The following is a 22,470-nucleotide window of genomic DNA, read 5'->3' as shown; positions in this document are numbered from 1 at the left end:
ACCGTCCGGTATCCCGAAATTCGCGCCTCTGATAGCCGCAACCGACCCGAGATGACAAACGATAAGCCTGATCCCTCCCCTGCCCGCCCCGCATCCTCGCGGCGGACGCTGCTCGCGGCCGGTGCCGTGGCGGTGGTCGCCGTGGCCGGCATCGCGGCGGTGACCTTTGGCGGATTGCTGAAGGGACGGCCGGCGGGCGACCAGGCCTGTCAGGCGGCGGTCGACGCCGCCAAGCGGATCGCACCGCTGATCAAGGGCGAGGTGGCGGCGCTGACGGCGGCAACAGTGCCGCTGCGGCTGCCGGATCTCGCCTTCGAGGACGGCACGGGGGCAGCGAAGAAGCTGTCGGATTTCCGCGGCAAGACGGTGCTATTGAACCTGTGGGCGACCTGGTGCGTGCCCTGCCGCAAGGAGATGCCGGCGCTGGACGGGCTGCAGGCCAAGCTCGGCAGCGACGCCTTCCAGGTGGTCGCGGTCAACATCGACACCCGCGACCCGGAGAAGCCGAAGACGTTCCTCGCCGACGCCAAGCTGACGCAGCTCGCCTATTTCGCCGATCCGAAGGCCAAGGTGTTCCAGGATCTGAAGGCGGTCGGCCGCGCGCTGGGGATGCCGACCTCGGTGCTGGTCGACGGCAATGGCTGCGAGATCGCGACCATCGCGGGTCCCGCCGAGTGGGACAGCGCCGACGCGGTCAAGCTGATCCAGGCGGCGACATCGAAGGCCGCCGCGGGACTCTAATCGGGAGAACTCAGGCGGCGATGTTGAGGTTGCCGCCGACGCCGGGGCCGGCATTGGCGAGCGACAATGTCTGCTGCGCGCCGCCGAGCAGCGTCAGCACCGCATCCTTCTGGGCGTTCAGGTTCTGCTTCAGCACCGACGTGGCGACCTGCTGCTGTGTCGCACTCGCCTGCTGCGCCATGACCGCAGCCACCAAGCTCATGTCCATACGCGCTTACCTCGCTAGCGGCACGCTAACCGAGGAGCCTTAACGAAGCGTATCGGTCGAGCCCGGCGGCGGTAAAATCAGCGGGTCGGCACCGGCTTGGGGCCACGATAGTCGTAGAAGCCGCGCTGCGTCTTGCGACCGAGCCAGCCGGCCTCGACATATTTCACCAGCAGCGGGCACGGCCGGTATTTGGAATCCGCCAGCCCCTCGTGCAGCACCTGCATGATGGACAGACAGGTATCCAGACCGATGAAATCGGCCAGCTCGAGCGGCCCCATCGGGTGATGCGCGCCGAGCTTCATCGCCGCATCGATCGCCTCGACATTACCCACGCCCTCGTAGAGCGTGTAGATCGCCTCGTTGATCATCGGCAGCAGCACGCGGTTGACGATGAAGGCCGGGAAGTCCTCGGAAACGGCGACCTGCTTGCCGAGCCGGCCGACGAACTCCTTGGCCGCCTCGAAGGTGGCGTCGTCGGTGGCGATGCCGCGGATCAGCTCGACCAGCTCCATCAGCGGAACCGGGTTCATGAAATGAATGCCGATGAAGCGCTCGGGGCGATCGGTGCAGGCGGCGAGCCGGGTGATCGAGATCGACGAGGTGTTGGAGGCGATGATCGCCTCCGGCTTCAGCACCGCGCAGAGATCGTGGAAGATCTTGCGCTTGACGTCCTCCTTCTCGATCGCGGTCTCGATGACGAGATCGCAATCGGCGAGGCCATCGAGGGTTTCGCTGATCGAGATATGGCCGAGCGCCTGGTTGCGGGCGTCCTCGGAGATCACCTTCTTCGCGACCTGGCGGGTCAGATTGCCGTTGATGGTCGCCATGCCCGATTTCAACCGGTCGGCAGTGACGTCGTTGAGCACCACGTCGAGGCCGGCCAGCGCGGCAACGTGCGCGATGCCGTTGCCCATCTGTCCTGCGCCGATCACTCCGAGCCTGTTGATCTGAGCCATGTTGTCATCCACCCGAACGGCACGCCTGCTGCGCCCGCCCATGCCCTTGGAAGTGAGAACACCGGCCGCCGCGGTCCCACGCGGCCGGTGCCAGCAGCGTTATTTGCCGAGCTTGCCGAGCGCCTCGGTCAGCTCCGGAACCGCCTGGTAGAGATCGGCCACCAAACCGTAATCGGCCACCTGGAAGATCGGCGCGTCCTCGTCCTTGTTGATCGCGACGATCACCTTGGAGTCCTTCATGCCGGCCAGATGCTGAATGGCGCCTGAAATGCCGACCGCGACATACAGTTCCGGCGCGACCACCTTGCCGGTCTGGCCGACCTGCCAGTCGTTCGGCGCATAGCCGGCATCGACCGCGGCGCGCGAGGCGCCGACGCCGGCGCCGAGCTTGTCGGCGAGCGGCTCGATGTACTTGGCGAAGTTCTCGCGGCTCTGCATCGCGCGGCCGCCGGAGACGATGATCTTGGCCGAGGTCAGCTCGGGACGGTCGCTCTTGGCGACCTCCTCGCCGACGAAGGTCGACAGCGCCGGATCGCCGGCGGCCGCCACGGTCTCGACCGACGCGCTGCCGCCCTCGCCTGCGGCGGCGAAGGTCGAGGTGCGCACTGTGATGACCTTCTTGGCGTCCTTCGACTTCACGGTCTGGATCGCGTTGCCGGCATAGATCGGACGCTCGAACGTGTCGGGCGCCACGACCTTGATGATTTCCGACACCTGCATCACGTCGAGCAAAGCGGCGATGCGCGGCATCACGTTCTTGAAGCGCGAGGTCGCGGGCGCGACGATCGCGTCGTAGTTCGCGGCGAGCTTGACGACGAGGTCGGCGAGCGGCTCGGCGAGATCATGCGCGTAGGCCGCATCATCGGCGAGCAGCACCTTCTTGACACCGGCGAGCTTGGCGGCGGCTTCGGCCGCAGCCTTGGCGCCCTGGCCCGCGACCAGCACGTCGACATCGGCGCCGAGGGCTGTCGCCGCCGTCAGCGCCTTGTTGGTGGCGTCCTTGATGGATGCATTGTCGTGTTCGGCAATCAGCAGCGTGGCCATCAGAGCACCCCCGCCTCGGTCTTGAGTTTGTTGACGAGCTCGGCGACGTCCTTGACCTTGACGCCGGCCTTGCGGCCCGCCGGCTCGGTGGTCTTGAGCACTTCGAGCCGCGGCGTGAGATCGACACCGGTGTCGGCCGCCGTCTTCTCGGCGATCGGCTTCTTCTTCGCCTTCATGATGTTCGGCAGCGACGCGTAGCGCGGCTCGTTGAGGCGAAGGTCGGTGGTGACGATCGCCGGCCCCTTGAGCTTCACGGTCTGCAGGCCGCCGTCGACCTCGCGGGTGACCTTGAAATCGGAGCCCTCGACCTCGAGCTTGGAGGCGAAGGTCGCCTGCGCCCAGCCCAGCAGCGCGGCCAGCATCTGGCCGGTCTGGTTGGAATCGTCGTCGATCGCCTGCTTGCCGAGGATGATCAGACCCGGTTGCTCGTCCTGCGCCACGGCTTTGAGGATCTTCGCGACCGCCAGCGGTTCCACGTTGCCCTCGGCCTTGACCAGGATGCCGCGGTCGGCGCCCATCGCGAGCGCGGTGCGGATCGTCTCGGACGCCTGCGCGGGCCCGATCGAGACCACCACCACCTCGGTCGCCTTGCCGGCTTCCCTCAGCCGCAGCGCTTCCTCGACGGCGATCTCGTCGAACGGATTCATCGACATCTTGACGTTGGCGAGCTCAACGCCCGATCCGTCGCTCTTGACGCGGACCTTGACGTTGTAATCGACCACCCGCTTGACCGGCACCAGAACCTTCATCGATCCTCTTTCGCTCTAAATTGTCCGGGGTTGACCTTTCGGGCGCGGAACCTAAAGCCCCCGTACCCCCCGGTCAACGCGCGAGGGGCGAAAAAACGCAGGCCCGCACGCCCCCGCGTTAACGGTTTTGCGGGTTAACGGTTTTGGCCCGGCACCCACAACACGTCGCCGGCGCCGTTCCGGTTTGCCGCCCGGCTGGCCACGAACAGGAAATCCGACAACCGGTTCATATAACGAATGGCGGCCTCGCTGACCGGCTCGTCAGGCTTGCCGGCGAGTTCCGTCATGATCCGTTCCGCCCTGCGGCAAATGGTACGCGCCACATGCAGATGCGCCGCCGCCGCAGTCCCTCCGGGCAGCACGAACGACGTCAGCGGCGAGAGCCGCTCGTTCAGCGTATCGATGTCGCGCTCCAGGCGGTCGACCTGGCTCGCGACGACGCGCAGCCGCTCCGCCTTGCCCTCGCGCTGCGGCACGGCGAGATCGGCGCCGAGGTCGAACAGATCGTTCTGGATCAGGCCGAGCATCGCATCGATCTCGGGCGCATCGGCCAGATGCAGCCGGACCACGCCGATCGCAGCGTTGGTCTCGTCAACGGTTCCATAGGCGGAGACGCGCAGATCGTACTTGGGACGCCGCTCGCCATTGCCGAGCGCGGTCGTACCGTCGTCACCTGTCCGTGTGTAGATGCGATTCAGGACCACCATGCTGCGTTCTCAACGTCCGTTTCTCGACGCCTCGGCGTCTCGGTCTCAGCGCCCCATTGCCCAGATCGCCGCCATGGCAACGACGATCGCGACGAACTGCAGGATCACCCGCCAGCGCATCAGCTTCTGCGACAGGTTCGGCGAGCCGCCGCGCGTCATGTTGACGAGGCCGAGAAACAGCACCAGGGCGACCGCGCCAACGGCGATGGGAAGGATGAATTTACCAAGAAGTGAAGCCATCGGTGCTAGATAACACCGCAAACGCAAGAGCGCCATGGCGGATCCGCGCAGCCGGCGCTGCAACTTCTGGCTTTTGGACCCGTAATATCGGATTGTACAAATCACGTTCTTTCGCGGAGTGCAGGGACAGGTGAAGGCGCTTCGCTACATCTTCCACGTCGTCATGGACGCGTTCTACACCTTCCTCGCCGACGACGGCTGGGCGATCGCCAGCCATATCGCGCTGTCGACCCTGATGGCGCTGTTTCCGTTCCTGATCGTCCTGACCTCGCTCGCCGGCTTTCTCGGCTCCAAGGACCTGGCCGACCAGGCCGCCACCTTGATGCTCGAGACTTGGCCGGCGCAGGTGGCGGATGCGCTGACCGGCGAGATCCACGACGTGCTGACCACGACCCGGACCGATGCGCTGACCATCGGCGCCGTGCTCGCGGTCTACTTCGCCTCGAACGGCGTCGAGGCGCTGCGGGTCGCGCTCAACCGCGCCTACGGCGTGATCGAACAGCGCCGCTGGTACTGGCTGCGGCTGGAATCGATCGGCTATACCCTGGTCGCCGCGTTCACGGCGCTGGCGATGTCGTTCCTGATCGTGCTCGGCCCGCTGATGCTCGCCACCGCCCGGCGCTACCTGCCGCTGGCGGTCGAAGCCAACGAGCGCTTCGTCAACCTGACGCGCTACGGCATCACCATCAGCGCGCTGGTCGTCGCGCTGTTCATCCTGCACGCCTGGCTGCCGGCGGGGCGGCGCAGCTTCATGCAGATCCTGCCCGGCATCGTCTTCACCTTCATCGCCTCGCTGGTGTCAGGGATCGTGTTCGGCCAGTACCTGGCGCGCTTCGCCAACAACTACGTCACGATGTATGCGGGGCTCGCATCGGTGATCATCGCACTGGTGTTCCTGTATTTCATCGCCGCGATCTTCGTGTATGGCGGCGAATTGAACGCTTCGATCATCAAGTCGCGGCTGCCGCGCGGCGTGTCGCTCCAAGAAGCGCAGTCGCTAGAGCCCGCGGCGAAACGGGCTTGAGCAGGAACGCATCCGCGCCGGCAGCCCGCGAGGCCGCCTCGTCCTCGCCGCGTCCGGACACGCCGATGATCGGGATAGTCCCGTGGGGCGCGTCCAGCTTGCGAATGCGAGCAATCGCCTCGACGCCGTTGATGCCGGGCAGCACCATGTCCATCAGCACCGCATCGTAATTGCCGGCCGCGATCCGCTCCGGCGCCGCCTCGCCGCGGCCAATGAACTCGGCCTGGTGGCCGAGTTCATTGAGGATGGTGTTGAGCACCACGCGGCCGAACGGATTGTCCTCCACCCCGAGGATCCGCAGGGGCCGCGTCGGCGCGAGGGCGACACCATCTTCCGATCCGCCGGCGGTGGCGTGCGGTGTAGCCGCAACGGTCAGCGTCACCGTCAGGGTGAAGGTCGTGCCGCCGCCTTCATGCGGCGCCACTGCGACATCGCCGCCCATGGCGCGCGCCAGTTGCCGGACCGAGGACAGTCCGAGGCCGGCCCCGCCGAAGCGCGAGGCAATCGAAACATTGGCTTGGCTGAACGGCCGGAACAGCCGCTTGATCTCCTTCAGGGTCAGGCCGATGCCCGAATCCGAGACGTGGAAGGCGATCGCGGCGCTGCCCCTGCCCCTGCCCGCGCCTCGGCCTGCGCCCCTGCTCGGCTTGCCGCGACCGCCGCGGCGTGCCGGAACGACCTCCAGCGCCACGCCCCCCTGCTCGGTGAACTTCACCGCATTGTCGATCAGGTTCTCGAGCGCAGCGCGCAGCCGCACGGGGTCGCCGATCACGAGTCCCGGCAAGTCGTCGGAAACGTGGACCTTGACATCCAGCCCCTTGGCGGCGGCGCGGCCCGACAGCGAGTCTCCGGCGGCCCGCGCCAGCACGCGCAGATCGAACAGATCCTCACGCGGCAGCGCGCCGGTGGTCTCGTCCTTGGCGGCATCGACGAACAGGGTGGCGAGGCTCGACAGATGCTCCGCGCCGGCCTTGATCGTATCGACCCAGCGCCGCTCGCGCTCGCCAAGCTCGGAGGTGGCGAGCAGGTCGCTGATGGCGAGAATGCCAGTCAGGGGCGTGCGCACTTCATGGGCGAACACCGCCAGCGCGGCTTCGACGACTCCTGGTGATCCAGCGGCAGCCTTGGGCACGGACTTCGCGGTCTCGGGCTTCCTCACTCCGGACTTGGCCGCGCTTCGCCGGCTCCCCGCCATCGCCGTGACCTGAGGAACGTGCTTCTTGAGCGGTCGCGCCTTGGTGCGCTCCTTGGCCGGCGCCGCCTTCGCGGCCCTGGTCTTCTGCGTTTGTGTCTTCGGCGCTTGTGCTGCGGACGACGGCATCCTCGGGGATGTCGTCCTGGAGGGCGCCTTTTCCGCGGGCGCTCTGGACGCGCCGGCGGACCTGGGCGCAGCCGGCTTGGCCGGTCGGGCCCGACGCCCCGTACTCATCTTCCGAACGCGCTTCATCATGGCCCCTGTGACATGAACTCCGAAAAACGAAGGGGCACTTGTACTGTCATGTCTCGTCGTGCCGCTTTCGATTGAAGCTCCCGATAACCCGCGCCATTGAGCAGCATGGCACGGTCGTTTCCGGGTGTCACGATGCCCCGGAGGTTGTCCCCGCCGGAAACGTTGGGAGACATCGGGGCTTGCGGCAGGACGCGGCTAGACCATGCCGATCCTGTGTCGGATTTCCGCCGGCGAGACGCCTTCCGCACGCAAGGCGCGCAATCCCGTTGCCCGGGAGGACTTGGACAGCTTGTGGCCCTGCGCGTCGCGAATCAGTTGGTGATGCCGATAGGCCGGAGCCGGCAGGCCGAGCAGGACCTGCAGCAGCCGGTGCACGCTCGTGGCATGAAACAGGTCCTGCCCACGCACCACCTCGGTCACCCCCTGCAGGGCATCGTCGAGCACGACGGAGAGGTGATAACTGGTCGGCGTCTCCTTGCGCGCCAGAACCACATCCCCCCAGGCCTCCGGCCTTGCTTCGACCCTGCCACTCTCGCCCGAAGGCCCGGCGCCATGCTCGTCCCAGGCCGGCCGGCCGGCGCGCGCGACCGCGGCGGCCATGTCGAGCCGCAAGGCATAGGGCGCGCCGCTGGCCATCAGTGCCGCACGGCGCGCCTCGGAGAGCGAGGTCGCCGTCCCCGGATAGAGCGGCGCGCCATCCGGATCGCGCGGCCAAGCCCCCTCTGCATCCCGTTGCGCGACCATCCGCGCGGCCTCGGCCCGGCTCTCGAAGCTCGGATAGACCAGCCCCATGCCCCGCAGCCGGTCCAGCGCAGCGCGGTACTCGGCAAGGTGCTCCGATTGCCGCCGCACCGGCTGCTCCCAGGCGATGCCGAGCCAGGCGAGGTCCTCATAGATCGCCTGCTCGAACTCGGGGCGGCAGCGGGTCGGATCGATGTCCTCGATGCGCAGCAACAGGCGGCCGCCGCTCCGCTGCGCGCATTGGAAGTTCAACAGCGCCGAAAAAGCGTGGCCGAGATGCAGATAGCCGTTGGGGCTGGGGGCAAATCGGAAAACGGGTGGCATCATGATGAGTTCGACGCCACAGAGCCCTGCGCCTCTCCTGCCTGCGTTTCGCGTTCCAGACGCTCGACCACGGTCCGATAGAAGTGCTCTGCCTGCTGCATCATTTCGGCCGTACTGCTGCGGCATTCGCTGAAGGCCGACCGGGCCAGCTCGAACTCGGCATCGACGAACGCGGCCACCACGGGCGGCAGCGGTGCGATGCCGAGCTCGCGGGTCGAGGCTTTCCGCTGCATCAGCTCGGCCACCTCCGCCTGCAAGACCGCGGGTGGATCGCACTCCGCCATCAAGGTCGGAAAATGCATCGGCGCCACCGCTTCCCTTGGGTGCAGGCGCAGCCAGCGCAGCGTCGCGGCTGGCCGCAGCGCGTAGAAGATCTTCTTCTGCGCAACCTCCGTGCCGTCGCCGAAATACGCGCGGCGCTGCCGTTCACCGAGATGCAGATAGTGCCGCGCCACGGCATCGCGGCTCGCCACGCTCCTGGCGAAGGCGAGAAAGTCATCACGAAACCAAGCGGAGCCACGATACACCACCGGCGACCGCAGCCATTCGATGATGACCGCATTGCCCTTCAGCAGCAGCTGTACCGCCTTGGCCAGATCCCAGCCGTTGGCGTCGTAATCATCTTCGAGCGGAAACTCGATGACGTCGCGCACCGGCCATGGCTTGATATGATCGGCGGCGCGCCGCACATAGACGAACCGGCAATCATAGTCGCTGTCGGGCGAGGCAAAGCCCCAGGCGCGGCTGCCGCTCTCGATGGCGAGCGGCAGAAACACGCCGTGCTCGGCAACGACGCGATCCAGCAGGGAGTCCATCCCGGCGACCTTGTGGCGGGCCATGTCGGAGGGGATGCTACGCAAGCTCATGAGAGTTCCAGCCGTGACTGATGCTGCCTTAGCCCTGGGCCTTCCTGCCGTCCACCCGGCGCGACATGGCCCAGCCCGTTCGGCGACGCCATGACCCTTCACCTCGGCAGCCAAGCCGTTCTCGAGGACGCGATCCGCGACCTGGTGAAGCAGGACGCGCGGCTGGCGCCCGTCCTCGAAGCGACCGGCATGCCGGCGCTCCGGAGGCGTGAGCCGGGCTTCGCCGGGATCGCCCACATCGTCTGCGGCCAGCAGCTCTCGACCGCGAGCGCGGCCGCGATCTGGGGCCGGCTGCAGGCGGCATTCGATCCGTTCGATGCCGACGCCGTCCGCCGCGCCCGCGCCGACCGGCTGGGACGGCTCGGCCTCTCTGCCGCCAAGATCAAGACGCTGAAGCACATCGCGCGCGAGCTCGGCGCCGGGCGGCTGAACCTCGACGTGCTCGCCGATGAGGACGCCGACGCCGCGCACGCCACCCTGACCGCTCTGCCCGGCATCGGGCCGTGGACCGCCGACGTCTACCTGCTGTTCTGCCTCGGCCATGGCGATGCCTGGCCGGCCGGCGACCTCGCCGTGCAGGAGGCGGTCAAGGTCGGGCTCGGGCTTGCGACGCGGCCTACGGCCAAGCAGATGATGCCGCTGGCCGAAGCGTGGCGCCCGCTGCGCGGCGCGGCGGCGCACCTGTGGTGGAGCTATTACCGCGTCGTCAAGAAGCGCGAGGGCGTGATCACGCCGGCGAACTAACAACTCCGGCGAACGCCGTTTCAAACAAAGTTGGGGTTGCAAAACGGTCATCGATGTCGGCCAGGATCGCGCCACGACGCACAGCAAACGAACGGCCGAGGTCTTCATCATGCAATCGTCCGATTTCATCGTCGCGCGCGGCGATCTGCAGCAGTGCAAGACGATCGCCACCGAGCTTCCCGATGGCGACGCGCTTCCTGCCGAGGCGCTGCTGGTGAAGGTCGACCGCTTCGCCTTCACCGCCAACAACATCACCTACGCGCTGCTCGGCGAGCAGTTGAAATATTGGCAACTGTTTCCCGCGCCCGACAGCTTCGGCATCATTCCCGTATGGGGCTTCGGCAACGTGATCGCGTCCCGCCATCCTGCCGTCGCCGAAGGCGAGCGCCTGTTCGGCTACTTCCCGATGGCGACGCATCTCGTCATCGAGGCCGCCGACGTCGGCAAGCGCGGCCTGCGCGACGCGGCCGCGCACCGCCAGGGCGTCGCGCCGGTCTACAACGCCTATGCGCGGGTGGGCGACGATCCCGCCTTTGCCGGACGGCAAGGCGATGATCAGGCGCTACTGCGCCCGCTGTTCATGCTGTCGTTCCTGGTCGACGACTTTCTCGCCGAACAGGCCCATTTCGGCGCCACAACCGTCATCCTGTCCTCGGCCTCGAGCAAGACCGCGTTCGGACTCGCCCACCTCCTGCATACGCGGCGCAAGGGCATCCGCGTGATCGGGCTGACCTCGCCATCGAATGCCGCCTTCGTCCGCTCGCTCGGCTGCTACGACGAGGTCGTGACCTACGACGCGGTCGACATGCTCGACGCGAGGTCGCGCGCTGCGTTCGTCGACATGGCCGGCAACGCCAGCCTCCGCGCCGCGCTGCATCGGCACTACGGCGACAACCTCGTCTATTCCGGCCGCGTCGGTCTGACGCATCAGGACGGCAGCGATAACGCAGAGATGCTTCCCGGTGCCCCGCCCACCTGGTTCTTCGCGCCCGACCAGATCAGGAAGCGTGCCAGGGAATGGGGACCCGGCGGCATCGAAAGCCGGCTCGGCGCGGCGTGGCGGGACTTCGCCCCGCGGCTCGACGGCTGGCTCACGATCACGGAAGGACGCGGACCGGAGGCCGTACAGCGCGTCTATCTCGACACCTTGCAAGGTCATATTCCGCCGCATGAGGGCCACATGCTGACGATGGCGACGTAAGCAGGTTTTCACCCGCGACCAAACCCGTGTAGCGTTGTCCGGACCGAGGTTGCGCAGAGGCAGGGAGGCGAGGCGATGTCCATTCTCGGAACGGGCAGTTACAGCTATCGCGTCGTCAAGGACTGGGCCAAGCTGCCCGAGGGCTGGGCGCTCACCGACGTCGCCTCGGTTGCCGTTGACAGCAAGGATCGCGTCTACGCCTTCAATCGCGGCGCCCATCCGATGATCGTGTTCGACCGCGACGGCAATTTCATCAAGAGCTGGGGCGAGGGCCTGTTCAGTCGCGCCCACGGCTTGTCGATCGACAGCGAGGACAATCTCTACTGCACCGACGATGGCGACCACACCGTGCGCAAATGCACGGATGACGGCAAGGTGCTGCTGACCATCGGCCTGCCGGAGCGTCCGGCGCCATTCATGAGCGGCGAGCCGTTCAACCGCTGCACCCACACCGCGCTGTCGCCCTCGGGCGAGATCTACGTTTCCGACGGCTACGGCAATGCGCGGGTCCACAAATACACACCCGACGGCCGGCTGATCCGCAGCTGGGGCGAGCCCGGCTCCGATCCCGGCCAGTTCAACATCGTTCACAACATCGCGACCGATGCCGACGGTTTTGTCTATGTCGCCGATCGCGAGAACCACCGCATCCAGATCTTCGACGGCGACGGCCGCTACGAGACGCAGTGGAACAATCTGCATCGGCCCTGCGCGCTGTGCGCCTGCGGCGCGGGGCGCAAGACCTTCATCATCGGCGAGCTCGGCCCCGGCATGCCGGTCAACCTCAACGTTCCCAATCTCGGACCGCGGCTGACCATCACCGACGCCACCGGCCGGCGCATCGCCCGGCTCGGCGGCGAGCACGGTCCGGGCCTGGAAACCGGCCGCTTCCTGGCCCCGCACGGCCTCGCCATCGACAGCCGCGGCGACATCTATGTCGGCGAGGTCGGCGTCACCAACTGGAGCACGAGCTTCCCGGACCGGCCGATGCCGGACGAGGTCAGGATCCACCGCTGCCTGCAGAAGCTGGAGCGGGTCCCGGGCTGACCTTGGTCGTCCTGCTGGTCGTCGTCGTGCCGGAAGACATGCAACTGATTTGCAGTGCGGCGATCGGGCGCTCTGCCACGGTTCTGACGCGCTTTGGACGGCAGCTCCAAAGGCGGGAGAAGCCATGTCAAGCCATTCTTGGGGCTTCACAATCCCGTCACGCTGCATGTAGTATGTCAGGGCATGCTGCTTCGCAGCCGTTATGGAGGCCAGGAGCGTTACTTGAACGCACATGTCTCGCAAGGCGGTTGGCCGGTGTTGGTGCTGAACGCGGACTTCCGGCCGCTGAGTTACTACCCGCTGTCTCTCTGGTCGTGGCAAGACGCGATCAAGGCAGTGTTTCTCGATCGCGTCAACATTGTCGAATACTACGACCGCGCGATCCGAAGTCCGTCCTTCGAAATCCAGCTGCCCAGCGTGGTTTCGCTGAAATCCTTCGTAAAGCCGTCGACGCATCCGGCCTTCACCCGCTTCAACGTCTTCCTCCGCGACCGTTTCGCCTGCCAGTACTGCCACTCCGGCGACGACCTGACCTTCGATCACGTCATCCCCCGCAGCAAGGGTGGCCAGACCACCTGGGAGAACGTCGTCGCCGCCTGCTCGCCCTGCAATCTGAAGAAGGGCAATCTGACGCCACAGCAGGCCAAGATGTTCCCCAAGCAGGCGCCCTATGCGCCAACCGTCCACCAGCTCCATCGCAACGGCCGGCTGTTCCCGCCGAACTACCTGCACGACAGCTGGCTCGACTATCTCTATTGGGACACCGAGCTCGATCCGTAGCGGATCGGCCCGTTGTCGGTGTTGATGCTGGACATCGCCCCGGCGGCGGCGACATGCTGCTCTCGCTGGAGTCTGTGAACGCCCGGCCGCCAGATCCGCAGGCCCGAACGGCCCGGCCGTCCGGCCATATATCGGACTGGATTAACTCCACTTTAGGTCCCTGTTCAGCATGCTCGCGCGTTGCCGCATGGGCCGCCGCCATGGCTGCCCGCTTCCGTCACCGATCCAGCAGGGCCGTCCGTTCCGCGCATGCAGACCGCAACCACCGAGTGCAAAGCGGCGGCGCTCGCGAAAGCCCAGGCAGCCAGCTCGCTGCAGAACATTTCCCTCACGATGTTCGCCAATGTGGCGATCGCAACGTCGCTGGCGCTGCTGCTGTATCTCAGGGAGGGCGGCACCCTCATCTTCTGGTGGCTGGGCGCAGCCATCGTCTTCGCCGCGTTCCGCGCCGGATGGGTGTCGTACCTGAAATCGTCCGGACGGATCGAGCGCGATCCACAGCGCGTGCTGCGCAATCTCACCATCATGGCTTTCGCCAGCGGCGTGCTGTGGGCGATCGTCCCGATCGCGCTGCCGGCCTTCTCCCACGCGCACAACGTCAACGACGTCGTCTTCATCATGGCCGGCACCACCACCGGAGCCATCATCCAGAGTCTCGCCTATTCGAGGATGGCGATCGCGTTCGGCGCGCCGCTGATGGGCGCGACCGTGCTGCGGATGCTGATCTCGGGCAGCGACGTCGACTACATCGTCGCGGTCGACGTCGCCTTCCTGACCTTCATGCTGTTCCGCGCAGCGCGGCTCGGCGAGCGCAACTTCATCGCGAGCCAGAAGACCGCCATCGAGGCGACCGTGCTGGCGGAATCCGTCGCCGAGGCCAACCACGCTTTGGAGCGTCTGGTTCGCACGGACTCGCTCACCGGGCTCGCCAATCGCAGCCATTTCCGCACCGTGGCCGCCGCGGCGTGCCGTTCCGGACGCGGGGTCGCATTCCTCCTGATCGACGTCGACAACTTCAAGACCATCAACGACGCGCGCGGCCACGATGCCGGCGACCGGGTCATTCAGGCCATCGCCGCGCTGCTGCAATCCGCCTGCCGCGGCGACGATCTGCCGGTCCGCCTGGGCGGCGACGAGTTCGTCGTCGTCATGCAGGGCGACGACGTGGCGAGCCGGTCCGTCGCACTCGCCGAATGGCTGATGGCCGCCCTCGCGCAGCCGCTCGCGATCGCGGGCCAGGTGCTGCCCGTGAGCTGCTCGATCGGCATCGCGGCGCATGCGGAAGGCCCGATCGATCTGGAAGAGCTCTCCGCCCGCGCCGACGTCGCGCTCTATCGCGCCAAGGACGACGGCCGCGCCTGCATGCGCGTGTTCGACGCCAAGATGCAGTCCGAGCTGACGCAGCAGCGCCGGCTCGATGCCGAGCTCCCCGCCGCGCTGGCCCGCCGCGAGCTCCACGTCGAATTCCAGCCCCAGGTCGCGATGGCCACGCAGGAGGTCATCGGCTTCGAGGCGCTGCTGCGCTGGAAGCACCCGAGCGCCGGACTGATCCCGCCGCCGGACATCGTGTCCGCGGCGATCCGGTTGCGCCTGTCCGGCCAGCTCACGGAGTTCGTGGGCGAGCGCGTCTGCGCGTTCCTGCGCGCGCTCGACCGCAAGAAGGCGCACGGCATCCGGGTATCGATCAACGTCTCGCCGCGGGAATTCCCGCTTCACTCGCCGGCGCAGACCCTCAAGACCGTCTCCGAGCGCTACGGCGTCGATCCCCACCGGATCGAGATCGAGGTGACCGAAGAGGCGATGTTCGATCCCAAGCGCTGCGCCGACGAATTGAAGCTGATCGACCAATACGGCTTTGGTCTTGCGATCGACGATTTCGGCGTCGGCCATTCCTCGATCGCGAACCTGATGGCGGTCGAGATCGACACCATCAAGATCGACCGCTCCTTCATCCACGGCATCGCCGGCAACCGACGGGATCAGCAGCTCGTCGCCGCCATCACCGCGGTGGCGCTGCCGCTCGGCCACCGCATGATCGCCGAGGGCGTCGAGAGCGAGGCGGACGCCGAGTGCCTTCGCATGCTCGGCTGCTCCTACGGACAGGGCTGGCTGTATGGCAAGCCGATGAAGGAGGACGACGCCATCGCGTGGCTCGTCCAGCATCGCAGCGGTGCTGCTGCCGCGGTCGAGCGCTTGCCGCGCAGCGCGTAGGTGCTGCGCGGACGTCGCGCTCACGGATGGACCAGCACATCGGCAAGACCATGGGCAAGGCTCGGTCCGAAGGCGCCGGCCCAGGCGGCGGCGATGACGAGGACGAGGCCGGGGACGAGGCGCAGGGCGAAGGACGACCCGCCGCTGGTCCACGCCACCACGATCTTGCTGATCGTGTTCGCCGACAGCGCCGCGAGCACCGGAGCCACGGCATCGGCGGCGCCGATCTTGCCCGACGCGGCGAGCGCAGCCGCGGCCACCGCCGGCGCATGGGTATCGACGAGACCGGCGACGGCAGCGCTCGCCACCAGGCCGGCTTCGCCGAACGCCTCGCGCAACGCGGCCGAGAGCACCAGCACCGCAGAGATCGTCAGCGCCAGCAACAGCGCGCCCGGCAGGCTGAAGGCGTGTCCGGGCGGCAGGTCGGCGGAACCGCTCTGCCGCAACCCGACGATCGTGAAGATCGCGCCGTAGATCGTCGCCGCCGCGCCGGCGCAGAGCAGCGGGACCAGCAGCGCCTGCAGCGCGGGGAGGCTGGTGACGGCCAGCACCGCGGCGAGCTGGGCGATGGTCGCGACCGTCGACAATGCCGCGCCGGCGGCTGCGGCGCCGCCAAGCTCCGGCGCCTTGCGCGCCCGTGCGCCCATCGCGCCGATCGTGGCCGTGCTGGAGACGAAGCCCGAGGCGAAGCCGGACACGGCGAGCCCGCCGCGTGCGCCGAGCAGCCGCATCGAGACATGTCCGGCGGCACCGATCGCCATCATCAGGACGACGAGCGTCCAGATGCCGCGCAGATTGAGCGCGCCGTACGGACCGATCGGCTGATCCGGGAGCAGAGGCAGCACGACCAGCGTGGCCGCGGCAAAGATCAGGCCGTCCTTGAGCTCGCTCTCGCTGAGCACCGAACGGACGAAGTCGTGCAGCACCGGCCGGGCCGCCAACAGCACCGCCAGCACGACGGCGACGCCCGCCGCCAGAGCAGGTTGCTCGGTGGCGAGGCCGCCGAGCAGGACGGTCAGGATCAGCGCCGCCTCCGAGGTCAGTCCCGGATCGTCGCTGCGCGAACGCCAATAGGCGATCGCCGTGAGGACCATGATTCCAGCGGTGACGACGGCCAGCAGCAGCTTGCCGCCGATCAGCATGCTCACCGCGCCGGCCAGCGACGCGACCGCAAAGGTCCGCAAGCCCGCGGGCGAGCGCCCGGGCCCCTCGCCCTTGCGGCGCTCGCGCTCCAAGCCGATCAGCAACCCGATGCCGAGCGCGACGACGATCGCGATGATCGCGGGACTGAGGCTCATGAGATCCGGCATCGACATGGTCCTACGTCAAACCGCCAGGTCTGCGCCGGGGGACATCGGGCAACCCGGTACATCGCCGCAAGGTTTCCCATCGGTCCGCTCAGGCCGCGACGAACGCGCTGACGATCATCAGCATACACGTGATGAGACCAAGTGCGGGGACCCATAGCGGCACCCGCACATGGGCGGCATCCGATCCGATGCGCCGGATGCGGATACGGAGCAGGCACAGATTGACGATGGCGAAGATCGTCAGCGTCGCGAGCGAGGTGCCTTCCGCCAGCCGCTCCAGCGGGAAGGCCAGCGCGAGGATCGCGACCGCCAGCATGACGAGGCCGGTTGCGATCAGCGGCGTTCCGGTGCGCGGATCGACGCGGCCGGCGATGCGCGGCAGGTCGCCCTGCCCCGCCATGCCATAGACGACGCGCGCCGTCATCGTCATCTGGGCGAGAACGGTGTTGAGCGTGGACACGATCGCAATCGCGGTGAAGGCGGCGGGGCTGATGCCTGCGACGGCATTGAACACCAGGCTGAGCGGCGCCGGAGAGGCCGACAGCACGCCCGGCGCCACAGCGGTCACCGCGATCGCAGCAATCAGCACATACAGCACGGAGGTGATCAGCAGCGTGAGCGCCATCGCCCACGGAATGCTTCGCTGCGGGCTCTTGGCCTCCTCCACGACGTTGGCGAGGTCCTCAAAGCCGACGAAGGCGAAGAACGCAAGCAGGCCGGCGAAGGTGATGCCGGAGAGAACGCCGAGATCGAGCGGCGGCGGCGTCAGCAAGGCAGGGCCGAACGCGACGCCGGAGTGAACGGCCGAGACGACGATCCACACCAGTCCGCCGGTCTCGATCAAGGTCAGCAGTCCGGCGAGCATCACCGATTCGAGAATGCCCCAGGACGCCACAATGCCGAGCGCGACCACGATGGCCGTCGCGATCAGCGGCGTCGGCAGATCGATCAGTTGCCGGATGTAGCCGGCGCCGCCGAGCGTCACCGCGGCCGCCGCGATGATGCCGGTGGCGAGCCGCAGCGAGCCGACCGCCGTCGAGAGCAGCCGCGACTTGAAGGCCGCGCGGACATAGGCGGCCTCGCCGGCGCTCACGGGATAGCGGGTCGCAAGCTCGGCATAGGAGGCGGCGGTGAACGCCATCACGAAGGCCGCCAGCGCAAAGGCCCAGGAGGAATGGACTCCTGCATGACCGGCGACCGCGCCGATCAGGACATAGATGCCGGCCCCGACGGTCACACCCGTGCCGTAGAGGACCAGCAGCGGCAGTCCGAGCCGCCGCCGCAAGCCAGATGGAGGCACGATTGGATCTTGCGGCACCACGACGTCCATTCTTGATCACAACGAACAACAGAGTTGTAGGGGCTTAAGGGAGCAAGCGCGAGCGCTCTTGATCCCGGTCAATCCGGAGCGCGCGCCCGCGGCCGGCTGCTGCGGCATTCGGCCGCCGGGCCTTCTTCGCGAGGCGCGTTCGCCTTCACGGCCATCGGCCAACTTGAGATGCGCCGCGTCGAGACATGACTTCGCGCTCTCGCGGCGCGATGGGCCCGAGCTGTGCTGATCGATCTCCTCTCGAAACGAGAGGGCGCAGGGAAGACCGAGCCTCGGCCGAGGCCCGTGGCCCCCGTGCGGAGAAAATGCACGGGGCAGGAACCACAGGTTCAGCCGGAGCGACCCGGCCTTCCCTGCGCGATGGTTTTCACGGCTGCTCCGCGCTCTCCCCGGGGACCGGCTTGTTTGCCCCCGTCGCTCGCAACCACGCACGAACGTGATCGCGAGCTTGGCGCCAGCTTCGGGGCGCCAGGACCACACGGCTTGACCGTCCGCCACGACATCAGCCGTCTTGCGCGCGAACGCGCCCGACCTCGCGACGGCCACCACTCCCCGCCCCCGCGTATCGTGACGACGCGTACGCCCCTCTCTGCATGAGGCGGGATGCGCGGGAGATAAGCATGATTTCCGGAAAAGCGAAACAAGAATATTTTTCGCAGGCGGGCTGGACACGAGCGGCAGATTGCGCTCGCCACCTCGATCGATTTGCCCGACGGGCAGCCCGGTACAACCTGCCTACGCCAATGCGATGGATTGCTCGTGCCCGTCCCGCCTTTCACCGCGGACGGCAGCAGCTTAGGATGCCATCGTCTCCACAATCCGGAACACGCGACGTGCCCGACTTCGAGCCGATCTACACCACGACCGGCGCCGAGAGCGTGGGCCGCTTCGTGGCAACACACTACGCGCTATCAGAGCCGCTCGCGTGCCGCCTGATGAACCGCGGCTTCAACGACGTCTATCTGATTACATCCGCAACGGGCGCACGCTACGTCTTCCGTCTGTCGCATCACCGCGCCCGCGGCCCGGCCGATGTCCGCACCGAGACCGACTTCCTCGCACATCTCGCGCGCTGCGGCGTGCCGGTGGCCGCGGCGGTTCCGGCGCGCGACGGCGCGCTGTTCGTACGCGGCGAGGCGGCGGAAGGCGGCCGCGAAGGCGTGCTGTTTCACGCCATCGAGGGACGGACCCCGGAGGTCGCATCGCAGAGCGACGCGCGCGCCAATGGCGTGACGCTTGCCCGAGTGCACGCGGCGGCGATGTCCTATCGGCCCGAAGCGCCGCTCTATCTTCTGGACCTCGACCATCTGCTGCACCGGCCGCTCGCGCGCGTTCAACAGCTCTGCAGTCTGATCGATGCCGATGATGGCCGCTTTCTCCAGGACATCGCGGAGCGAACCGCCGCACGGATCAAGGCGATGGAGGGCCTGACATGGACGCATTGTCACGGCGACTGCCACGGCTTCAATGCGCGCATCGGCGCCGGCGGCGAGGCCGTGTTCTTCGACTTCGACGACGGCGGTCCCGGCTATCTGGCCTATGACCTGGCCGTGTTCCTGTGGACCAAGCTGTCGTTCGGCCGGCGCTTCCATGCGGCGTGGCACGCCTTCGTCGACGGCTACCGCTCGGTCCGCCCGATCTCGGCCGCTGATTTCGAGGCCGCGCATGCCTTCGTGATCGTCAGGCACTTCTGGCTGATGGGCGAGCAGGCCAGCCGTTCGCGCGAATGGGGTAGCGAGAATGTCCGCTGGGTCACGCAGCAGCGGGAATTTCTCGAAGGCTGGGAGGCGCAGCAGCTTGCGACGCGCTTGCTATGAGCTTGGGCGGATCGGAGGGATTGAACCGGAGAGCTCCGGCGGCCGACGCATGATCCAGGCGTTCAGGCTTGCGGGGGTTGGGTCCTTTCCGCGGTGACGATGACGAGATTAACGTTTCGCAATCCTTCCGCCGCGACCGAAGCAGACGCAGCACGCCCGCATCGGAGATTTTGAGCCATGACAGACACGATCGTTCAGTCACGTCGGCTGGGCATCATCGGTTGCGTGATCGGGCTTGTTGCTCTGGTCGCGGCGGTTCTGCCGCATTGGGTGCTGCCGGTGATCGATCCGCCGCCGCCGATCGACCAGGTCATCGTCGATGTCGGACATCGCGTGAAGGAGCGCCTGATGGCGCGCATCAAGGGCGTCGACGACCAGGCGCCGGCGCGCGAGACGTCCTGGACCGACCGCCTGCACCAGCAATTGCCGGTGGCCGCGGTCTCGCTCGGTTTGCTTGCGATCATTCTCGGCGTCGTGGGTCAGTTGCGTCGCGAGGAGCGGCACGTCGCGGCGATGGCGACGACCCTGGGCGGCTGCGCGATCGCCGTGCAGCTTTCCTTCTTGCTGATGGGCGCGCTGATCGTGGTGGCCATCATCTATTTCCTCGGCGATTTCCTCGCGCTGTTCTGATCGCGAGGATGCACGTGCCTGGATCTGCCGGCTGCGGGCAGATGCGCCGTCGTCCATCTTCGATGCCACCCATTCTGTGCGAGCGCGGCGAAGAATCCAGTGTGGTGCGCGGGGCCCTGGATTGCTTCGTCGCTGCGCTCCTCGCAATGACGGAGAGAAAGCGAGCTGCTCGAAAACGACGGGGCATCCGTGGCCTGTACGTCACAGCGGGACATCGGTTGAATGACGCACATTGCCAATATGATCGGGATGTGATTACTACGCGCTCCGGCGTCGAGCATTCGGCTCCGCCGCACAGGAGAGAGACGATGACTGCGATCATCCGTTGCTCCGCCAGGAGCCGCCGGGACTGATCCTCGCGTGAGGCGAGGTTTGGTCTGGCATGCGTGCGTCCGCGCGCGCTGATCGTCCCTGACCAGTTCTCCCTATCTTTCTCCAAGGTATTTACATGGGCAATTCCCATCGCGTGGACGGCCGTGCGCCGGTCCACGGCTTCTACTCGTCCAGCTCCTGGATCGAGGGCGCCGCTGCGCGCCAGCTCGAAACCGTGGCTGACATCTGTGGCGTGCGTGCTGTCGCCGGCATGCCGGATCTGCATCCCGGCAAGTTCGGTCCCGTCGGCTGCGCCATCCTCGCCGACCATATCCACCCGGCCTTCGTCGGCTCCGATGCGGGCTGCGGCATGGCGCTGTATCAGCTCGACCTCGCTTCGCGCCGGATTCGCGTCGACAAGGCGGCCGACCGGCTGCGCGACGTCGCCACACCCTATGACGGCGACATCGTGAGCGAGCTCGCAGCTCATCAGCTTGCGCCGTCCGACTTCGATGCGTCGCTCGGCACGATCGGCGGAGGCAATCACTTCTGTGAGCTGCAGGCGGTCGAGGAGGTGTTCGATCCGTCCTGCGGCATCGATCGCGACCGCGCTCATCTGCTGGTGCATTCGGGCTCGCGCGGCCTCGGCCATGCGCTGCTCGAACGGCAGATCGCCGACGGCCTCAAGCCGCTCGCGCCGGACAGCGAGGCTGGCCACGCCTATCTCGCAGCACATGATCACGCGCTGCGCTGGGCGTCGCTGAACCGGCAGGTCATCGCGCAGCGGGCCGCGACGGCCCTGCGCTGCGAGGCCGATCCGGTCTGCGCGTGCTCGCACAATTGCATCGAGCATCGTGCAGACGGCGTGTTGCACCGAAAGGGGGCGGCGCCGTCCGACCAGGGTCTCGTCGTCGTGCCGGGCTCGCGCGGCGCGCTGTCCTATCTGGTCGCGCCGCTCGCGTCGGCGCCAAAGGAGGCGTTGTGGTCGATCGCGCATGGCGCCGGTCGCAAGTTCGACCGGAGCTCGATGATCGGCCGTGTCGGCGCCACGCGATCGGATCGCGAGCGTCTCGCGCGCAATCCGTTCGGCGGCCGCGTGATCTGCGAGGACCGCGCGCTGCTCGCCGAGGAGGCGCCGGAGGCCTACAAGCCGATCGCCGGCGTGATCGCCGATCTCGAAGCATTCGGGCTGGCGCGCGTCGTCGCCAGCTTCCGCCCGCTGGTGACGGTGAAGAAGATCGCCGTCCAGCGGCCGCGCAGGGAGGACCGGCGATGAGACGGCTGCTCCTCACGGCGGGCCGCGGTCCGGCCGAATGCCGGATCGCGGTCGCGCATGCGCTGCAGCGGCTCGCCGACGAGGCCGAGGCGGCGGACTGCGAATGCGCGATCGCGCGAGAGCAGATCGACGGGCATGGGCCGGCCAGCGCGATCGTCGTGCTGGACGGGCCGACGGCGGCCGACCTCGCGCGGCGCTGGACGCAGGGCTCGCTGCTCTGGGTGTGCCGCAGTCCGCTGCGGCCGCATCACGGCCGCAAGAACTGGTTCGTCGGCATCGTCGATCTGCCCCTGTCGGAGCGGATGGCGGCGTTGGCGGCCACCGACGTCCGGTTCGAGAGCTTCCGTGCCGGCGGGCCCGGCGGCCAGCACCAGAACAAGACCGAGAGCGCGGTGCGCGCGGTTCACGTGCCGACGGGACTGGTCGCGATCGCGCGCGACGGCCGCTCCCAGCATCGCAACAAGGCGCTGGCGCTCGCGCGTCTCGCCGCATTGCTGGACGGCCGCGGGCGCCTAGCGGACGCCGGCGAGGCGCGCCTCATCCACGCGGCGCATGACCGCGTCGAACGTGGCGCAGCCGGGCTGCGCTTCGAGGGACCGGCATTCAGGCCGGCGGGATGATCACCGGACAGCGGGGGCGTCAGCGCCCCCGGCTGCACCTTCGACAGGCAGGATGCACAGTCATCTCTCCGCCAGACGACTGCCATGCGCGCCGCTCCGCACATTGGCGGATGACATCGCACCGCCGAACGGCTAAGCGGAC

22 protein-coding genes are annotated in these 22,470 nt (G+C 67.5%); 11 read left to right on the top strand and 11 right to left on the bottom strand.

Annotated features, from left to right (window positions below; genetic code table 11):
* Positions 1 to 51: 51 nt before the first annotated feature.
* Entirely contained in the window at positions 52 to 741 is a 690-nt protein-coding gene (gene tlpA / locus QX048_RS21135; protein ID WP_315826619.1) for a thiol:disulfide interchange protein TlpA, read from the top strand.
* A gap of 10 nt (positions 742 to 751) precedes the next feature.
* On the opposite strand, the gene QX048_RS21130 is transcribed toward tlpA, so the two are convergent.
* The 6 genes from QX048_RS21130 to QX048_RS21105 form a co-directional block, all read right to left on the bottom strand.
* Positions 752 to 949, bottom strand: a complete 198-nt coding sequence (locus QX048_RS21130; protein ID WP_315718145.1) for a putative motility protein — start codon at positions 947 to 949, stop codon at positions 752 to 754.
* Between the two features lie 77 nt (positions 950 to 1,026).
* Positions 1,027 to 1,905, bottom strand: coding sequence for a 3-hydroxybutyryl-CoA dehydrogenase (locus QX048_RS21125; RefSeq protein WP_316200652.1), 879 nt, complete (start codon positions 1,903 to 1,905; stop codon positions 1,027 to 1,029).
* 99 nt (positions 1,906 to 2,004) lie between these two features.
* Entirely contained in the window at positions 2,005 to 2,949 is a 945-nt protein-coding gene (locus tag QX048_RS21120) for an electron transfer flavoprotein subunit alpha/FixB family protein (protein ID WP_315718148.1), read from the bottom strand.
* On the bottom strand, positions 2,949 to 3,698 hold the full coding sequence (locus QX048_RS21115; protein WP_316200651.1) for an electron transfer flavoprotein subunit beta/FixA family protein: 750 nt from the start codon (positions 3,696 to 3,698) through the stop codon (positions 2,949 to 2,951). Before QX048_RS21115 ends, QX048_RS21120 begins: the two co-directional genes overlap by 1 nt.
* A 134-nt stretch (positions 3,699 to 3,832) precedes the next feature.
* A complete protein-coding gene (locus tag QX048_RS21110) occupies positions 3,833 to 4,405 on the bottom strand; it encodes a cob(I)yrinic acid a,c-diamide adenosyltransferase (RefSeq protein ID WP_315736202.1) in 573 nt (190 codons plus the stop codon).
* 45 nt (positions 4,406 to 4,450) lie between these two features.
* The gene (locus QX048_RS21105) at positions 4,451 to 4,645 is read right to left on the bottom strand and encodes a twin transmembrane helix small protein (RefSeq protein ID WP_315718162.1); all 195 of its coding nucleotides are present in this window, start codon (positions 4,643 to 4,645) and stop codon (positions 4,451 to 4,453) included.
* A 130-nt stretch (positions 4,646 to 4,775) separates the two neighbouring features.
* Here QX048_RS21105 and QX048_RS21100 point away from each other — a divergent pair, with 130 nt between their 5' ends.
* A complete protein-coding gene (locus QX048_RS21100; protein WP_315718152.1) occupies positions 4,776 to 5,669 on the top strand; it encodes a YihY/virulence factor BrkB family protein in 894 nt (297 codons plus the stop codon).
* Here the strand turns inward: QX048_RS21100 and QX048_RS21095 are convergent.
* From QX048_RS21095 to QX048_RS21085, 3 genes are all read right to left on the bottom strand, one after another.
* On the bottom strand, positions 5,596 to 6,756 hold the full coding sequence (locus QX048_RS21095) for an ATP-binding protein (protein ID WP_410052176.1): 1,161 nt from the start codon (positions 6,754 to 6,756) through the stop codon (positions 5,596 to 5,598). The two genes, QX048_RS21100 and QX048_RS21095, sit on opposite strands and share 74 nt — an antisense overlap.
* A 558-nt stretch (positions 6,757 to 7,314) precedes the next feature.
* Positions 7,315 to 8,184, bottom strand: coding sequence for a tRNA glutamyl-Q(34) synthetase GluQRS (gluQRS, locus tag QX048_RS21090; protein ID WP_316171837.1), 870 nt, complete (start codon positions 8,182 to 8,184; stop codon positions 7,315 to 7,317).
* Positions 8,184 to 9,050: a nucleotidyltransferase domain-containing protein gene (locus QX048_RS21085; RefSeq protein ID WP_316200649.1), complete on the bottom strand. Its 867-nt coding sequence runs from the start codon at positions 9,048 to 9,050 to the stop codon at positions 8,184 to 8,186. The genes gluQRS and QX048_RS21085 overlap by 1 nt, the downstream gene beginning before the upstream one ends.
* 90 nt (positions 9,051 to 9,140) lie before the next feature.
* Between QX048_RS21085 and QX048_RS21080 the strand changes: the two genes are divergently transcribed.
* From QX048_RS21080 to QX048_RS21060, 5 genes are all read left to right on the top strand, one after another.
* Complete coding sequence (locus QX048_RS21080) at positions 9,141 to 9,794, top strand: DNA-3-methyladenine glycosylase 2 family protein (RefSeq protein WP_316200648.1); 654 nt, start codon at positions 9,141 to 9,143, stop codon at positions 9,792 to 9,794.
* Between the two features lie 109 nt (positions 9,795 to 9,903).
* On the top strand, positions 9,904 to 10,995 hold the full coding sequence (locus QX048_RS21075) for a DUF2855 family protein (protein WP_316200647.1): 1,092 nt from the start codon (positions 9,904 to 9,906) through the stop codon (positions 10,993 to 10,995).
* Positions 10,996 to 11,070: 75 nt separating this feature from the next.
* Positions 11,071 to 12,042, top strand: coding sequence for a peptidyl-alpha-hydroxyglycine alpha-amidating lyase family protein (locus tag QX048_RS21070; RefSeq protein ID WP_316200646.1), 972 nt, complete (start codon positions 11,071 to 11,073; stop codon positions 12,040 to 12,042).
* A 222-nt stretch (positions 12,043 to 12,264) separates the two neighbouring features.
* Positions 12,265 to 12,822: an HNH endonuclease gene (locus QX048_RS21065; RefSeq protein WP_006610584.1), complete on the top strand. Its 558-nt coding sequence runs from the start codon at positions 12,265 to 12,267 to the stop codon at positions 12,820 to 12,822.
* A 249-nt stretch (positions 12,823 to 13,071) separates the two neighbouring features.
* Complete coding sequence (locus QX048_RS21060; protein ID WP_315753881.1) at positions 13,072 to 15,033, top strand: putative bifunctional diguanylate cyclase/phosphodiesterase; 1,962 nt, start codon at positions 13,072 to 13,074, stop codon at positions 15,031 to 15,033.
* 20 nt (positions 15,034 to 15,053) lie between these two features.
* Here the strand turns inward: QX048_RS21060 and QX048_RS21055 are convergent, their stop codons facing one another.
* Together QX048_RS21055 and QX048_RS21050 are read right to left on the bottom strand one after the other, a co-directional pair.
* A complete protein-coding gene (locus tag QX048_RS21055) occupies positions 15,054 to 16,349 on the bottom strand; it encodes an MgtC/SapB family protein (RefSeq protein WP_316200645.1) in 1,296 nt (431 codons plus the stop codon).
* An 82-nt stretch (positions 16,350 to 16,431) separates the two neighbouring features.
* On the bottom strand, positions 16,432 to 17,643 hold the full coding sequence (locus tag QX048_RS21050) for an APC family permease (protein WP_315826612.1): 1,212 nt from the start codon (positions 17,641 to 17,643) through the stop codon (positions 16,432 to 16,434).
* A gap of 863 nt (positions 17,644 to 18,506) precedes the next feature.
* Here QX048_RS21050 and QX048_RS21045 point away from each other — a divergent pair.
* The 4 genes from QX048_RS21045 to prfH all read left to right on the top strand — a co-directional run bounded on the left by QX048_RS21045 (position 18,507) and on the right by prfH (position 22,328).
* Positions 18,507 to 19,490, top strand: a complete 984-nt coding sequence (locus QX048_RS21045) for a phosphotransferase enzyme family protein (RefSeq protein WP_315826611.1) — start codon at positions 18,507 to 18,509, stop codon at positions 19,488 to 19,490.
* Between the two features lie 177 nt (positions 19,491 to 19,667).
* Entirely contained in the window at positions 19,668 to 20,120 is a 453-nt protein-coding gene (locus QX048_RS21040; RefSeq protein WP_315826610.1) for a hypothetical protein, read from the top strand.
* A gap of 448 nt (positions 20,121 to 20,568) precedes the next feature.
* On the top strand, positions 20,569 to 21,708 hold the full coding sequence (locus QX048_RS21035; protein WP_315826609.1) for an RNA ligase RtcB family protein: 1,140 nt from the start codon (positions 20,569 to 20,571) through the stop codon (positions 21,706 to 21,708).
* Positions 21,705 to 22,328 (top strand): peptide chain release factor H, encoded by a 624-nt coding sequence (prfH, locus tag QX048_RS21030; RefSeq protein ID WP_315826608.1) that lies wholly within the window; start codon positions 21,705 to 21,707, stop codon positions 22,326 to 22,328. Before QX048_RS21035 ends, prfH begins: the two co-directional genes overlap by 4 nt.
* Positions 22,329 to 22,470 lie beyond the last annotated feature (142 nt).

It is taken from the genome of Bradyrhizobium sp. SZCCHNS30572 (assembly GCF_032484415.1).
In the GTDB taxonomy this organism is placed as follows: domain Bacteria; phylum Pseudomonadota; class Alphaproteobacteria; order Rhizobiales; family Xanthobacteraceae; genus Bradyrhizobium.
The sequence above is the reverse complement of the archived record's forward strand: the minus strand, read 5'-3'. Positions and strand labels throughout refer to the sequence as shown.

Coding starts and splice junctions, on each gene's coding strand:
- tlpA (WP_315826619.1), top strand. CDS start 52: ATGACAAACGATAAGCCTGATCCCTCCCCTGCCCGCCCCGCATCCTCG.
- QX048_RS21130 (WP_315718145.1), bottom strand. CDS start 949: ATGGACATGAGCTTGGTGGCTGCGGTCATGGCGCAGCAGGCGAGTGCG.
- QX048_RS21125 (WP_316200652.1), bottom strand. CDS start 1,905: ATGGCTCAGATCAACAGGCTCGGAGTGATCGGCGCAGGACAGATGGGC.
- QX048_RS21120 (WP_315718148.1), bottom strand. CDS start 2,949: ATGGCCACGCTGCTGATTGCCGAACACGACAATGCATCCATCAAGGAC.
- QX048_RS21115 (WP_316200651.1), bottom strand. CDS start 3,698: ATGAAGGTTCTGGTGCCGGTCAAGCGGGTGGTCGATTACAACGTCAAG.
- QX048_RS21110 (WP_315736202.1), bottom strand. CDS start 4,405: ATGGTGGTCCTGAATCGCATCTACACACGGACAGGTGACGACGGTACG.
- QX048_RS21105 (WP_315718162.1), bottom strand. CDS start 4,645: ATGGCTTCACTTCTTGGTAAATTCATCCTTCCCATCGCCGTTGGCGCG.
- gluQRS (WP_316171837.1), bottom strand. CDS start 8,184: ATGCCACCCGTTTTCCGATTTGCCCCCAGCCCCAACGGCTATCTGCAT.
- QX048_RS21085 (WP_316200649.1), bottom strand. CDS start 9,050: ATGAGCTTGCGTAGCATCCCCTCCGACATGGCCCGCCACAAGGTCGCC.
- QX048_RS21080 (WP_316200648.1), top strand. CDS start 9,141: ATGACCCTTCACCTCGGCAGCCAAGCCGTTCTCGAGGACGCGATCCGC.
- QX048_RS21075 (WP_316200647.1), top strand. CDS start 9,904: ATGCAATCGTCCGATTTCATCGTCGCGCGCGGCGATCTGCAGCAGTGC.
- QX048_RS21070 (WP_316200646.1), top strand. CDS start 11,071: ATGTCCATTCTCGGAACGGGCAGTTACAGCTATCGCGTCGTCAAGGAC.
- QX048_RS21060 (WP_315753881.1), top strand. CDS start 13,072: ATGCAGACCGCAACCACCGAGTGCAAAGCGGCGGCGCTCGCGAAAGCC.
- QX048_RS21055 (WP_316200645.1), bottom strand. CDS start 16,349: ATGTCGATGCCGGATCTCATGAGCCTCAGTCCCGCGATCATCGCGATC.
- QX048_RS21040 (WP_315826610.1), top strand. CDS start 19,668: ATGACAGACACGATCGTTCAGTCACGTCGGCTGGGCATCATCGGTTGC.
- QX048_RS21035 (WP_315826609.1), top strand. CDS start 20,569: ATGGGCAATTCCCATCGCGTGGACGGCCGTGCGCCGGTCCACGGCTTC.
- prfH (WP_315826608.1), top strand. CDS start 21,705: ATGAGACGGCTGCTCCTCACGGCGGGCCGCGGTCCGGCCGAATGCCGG.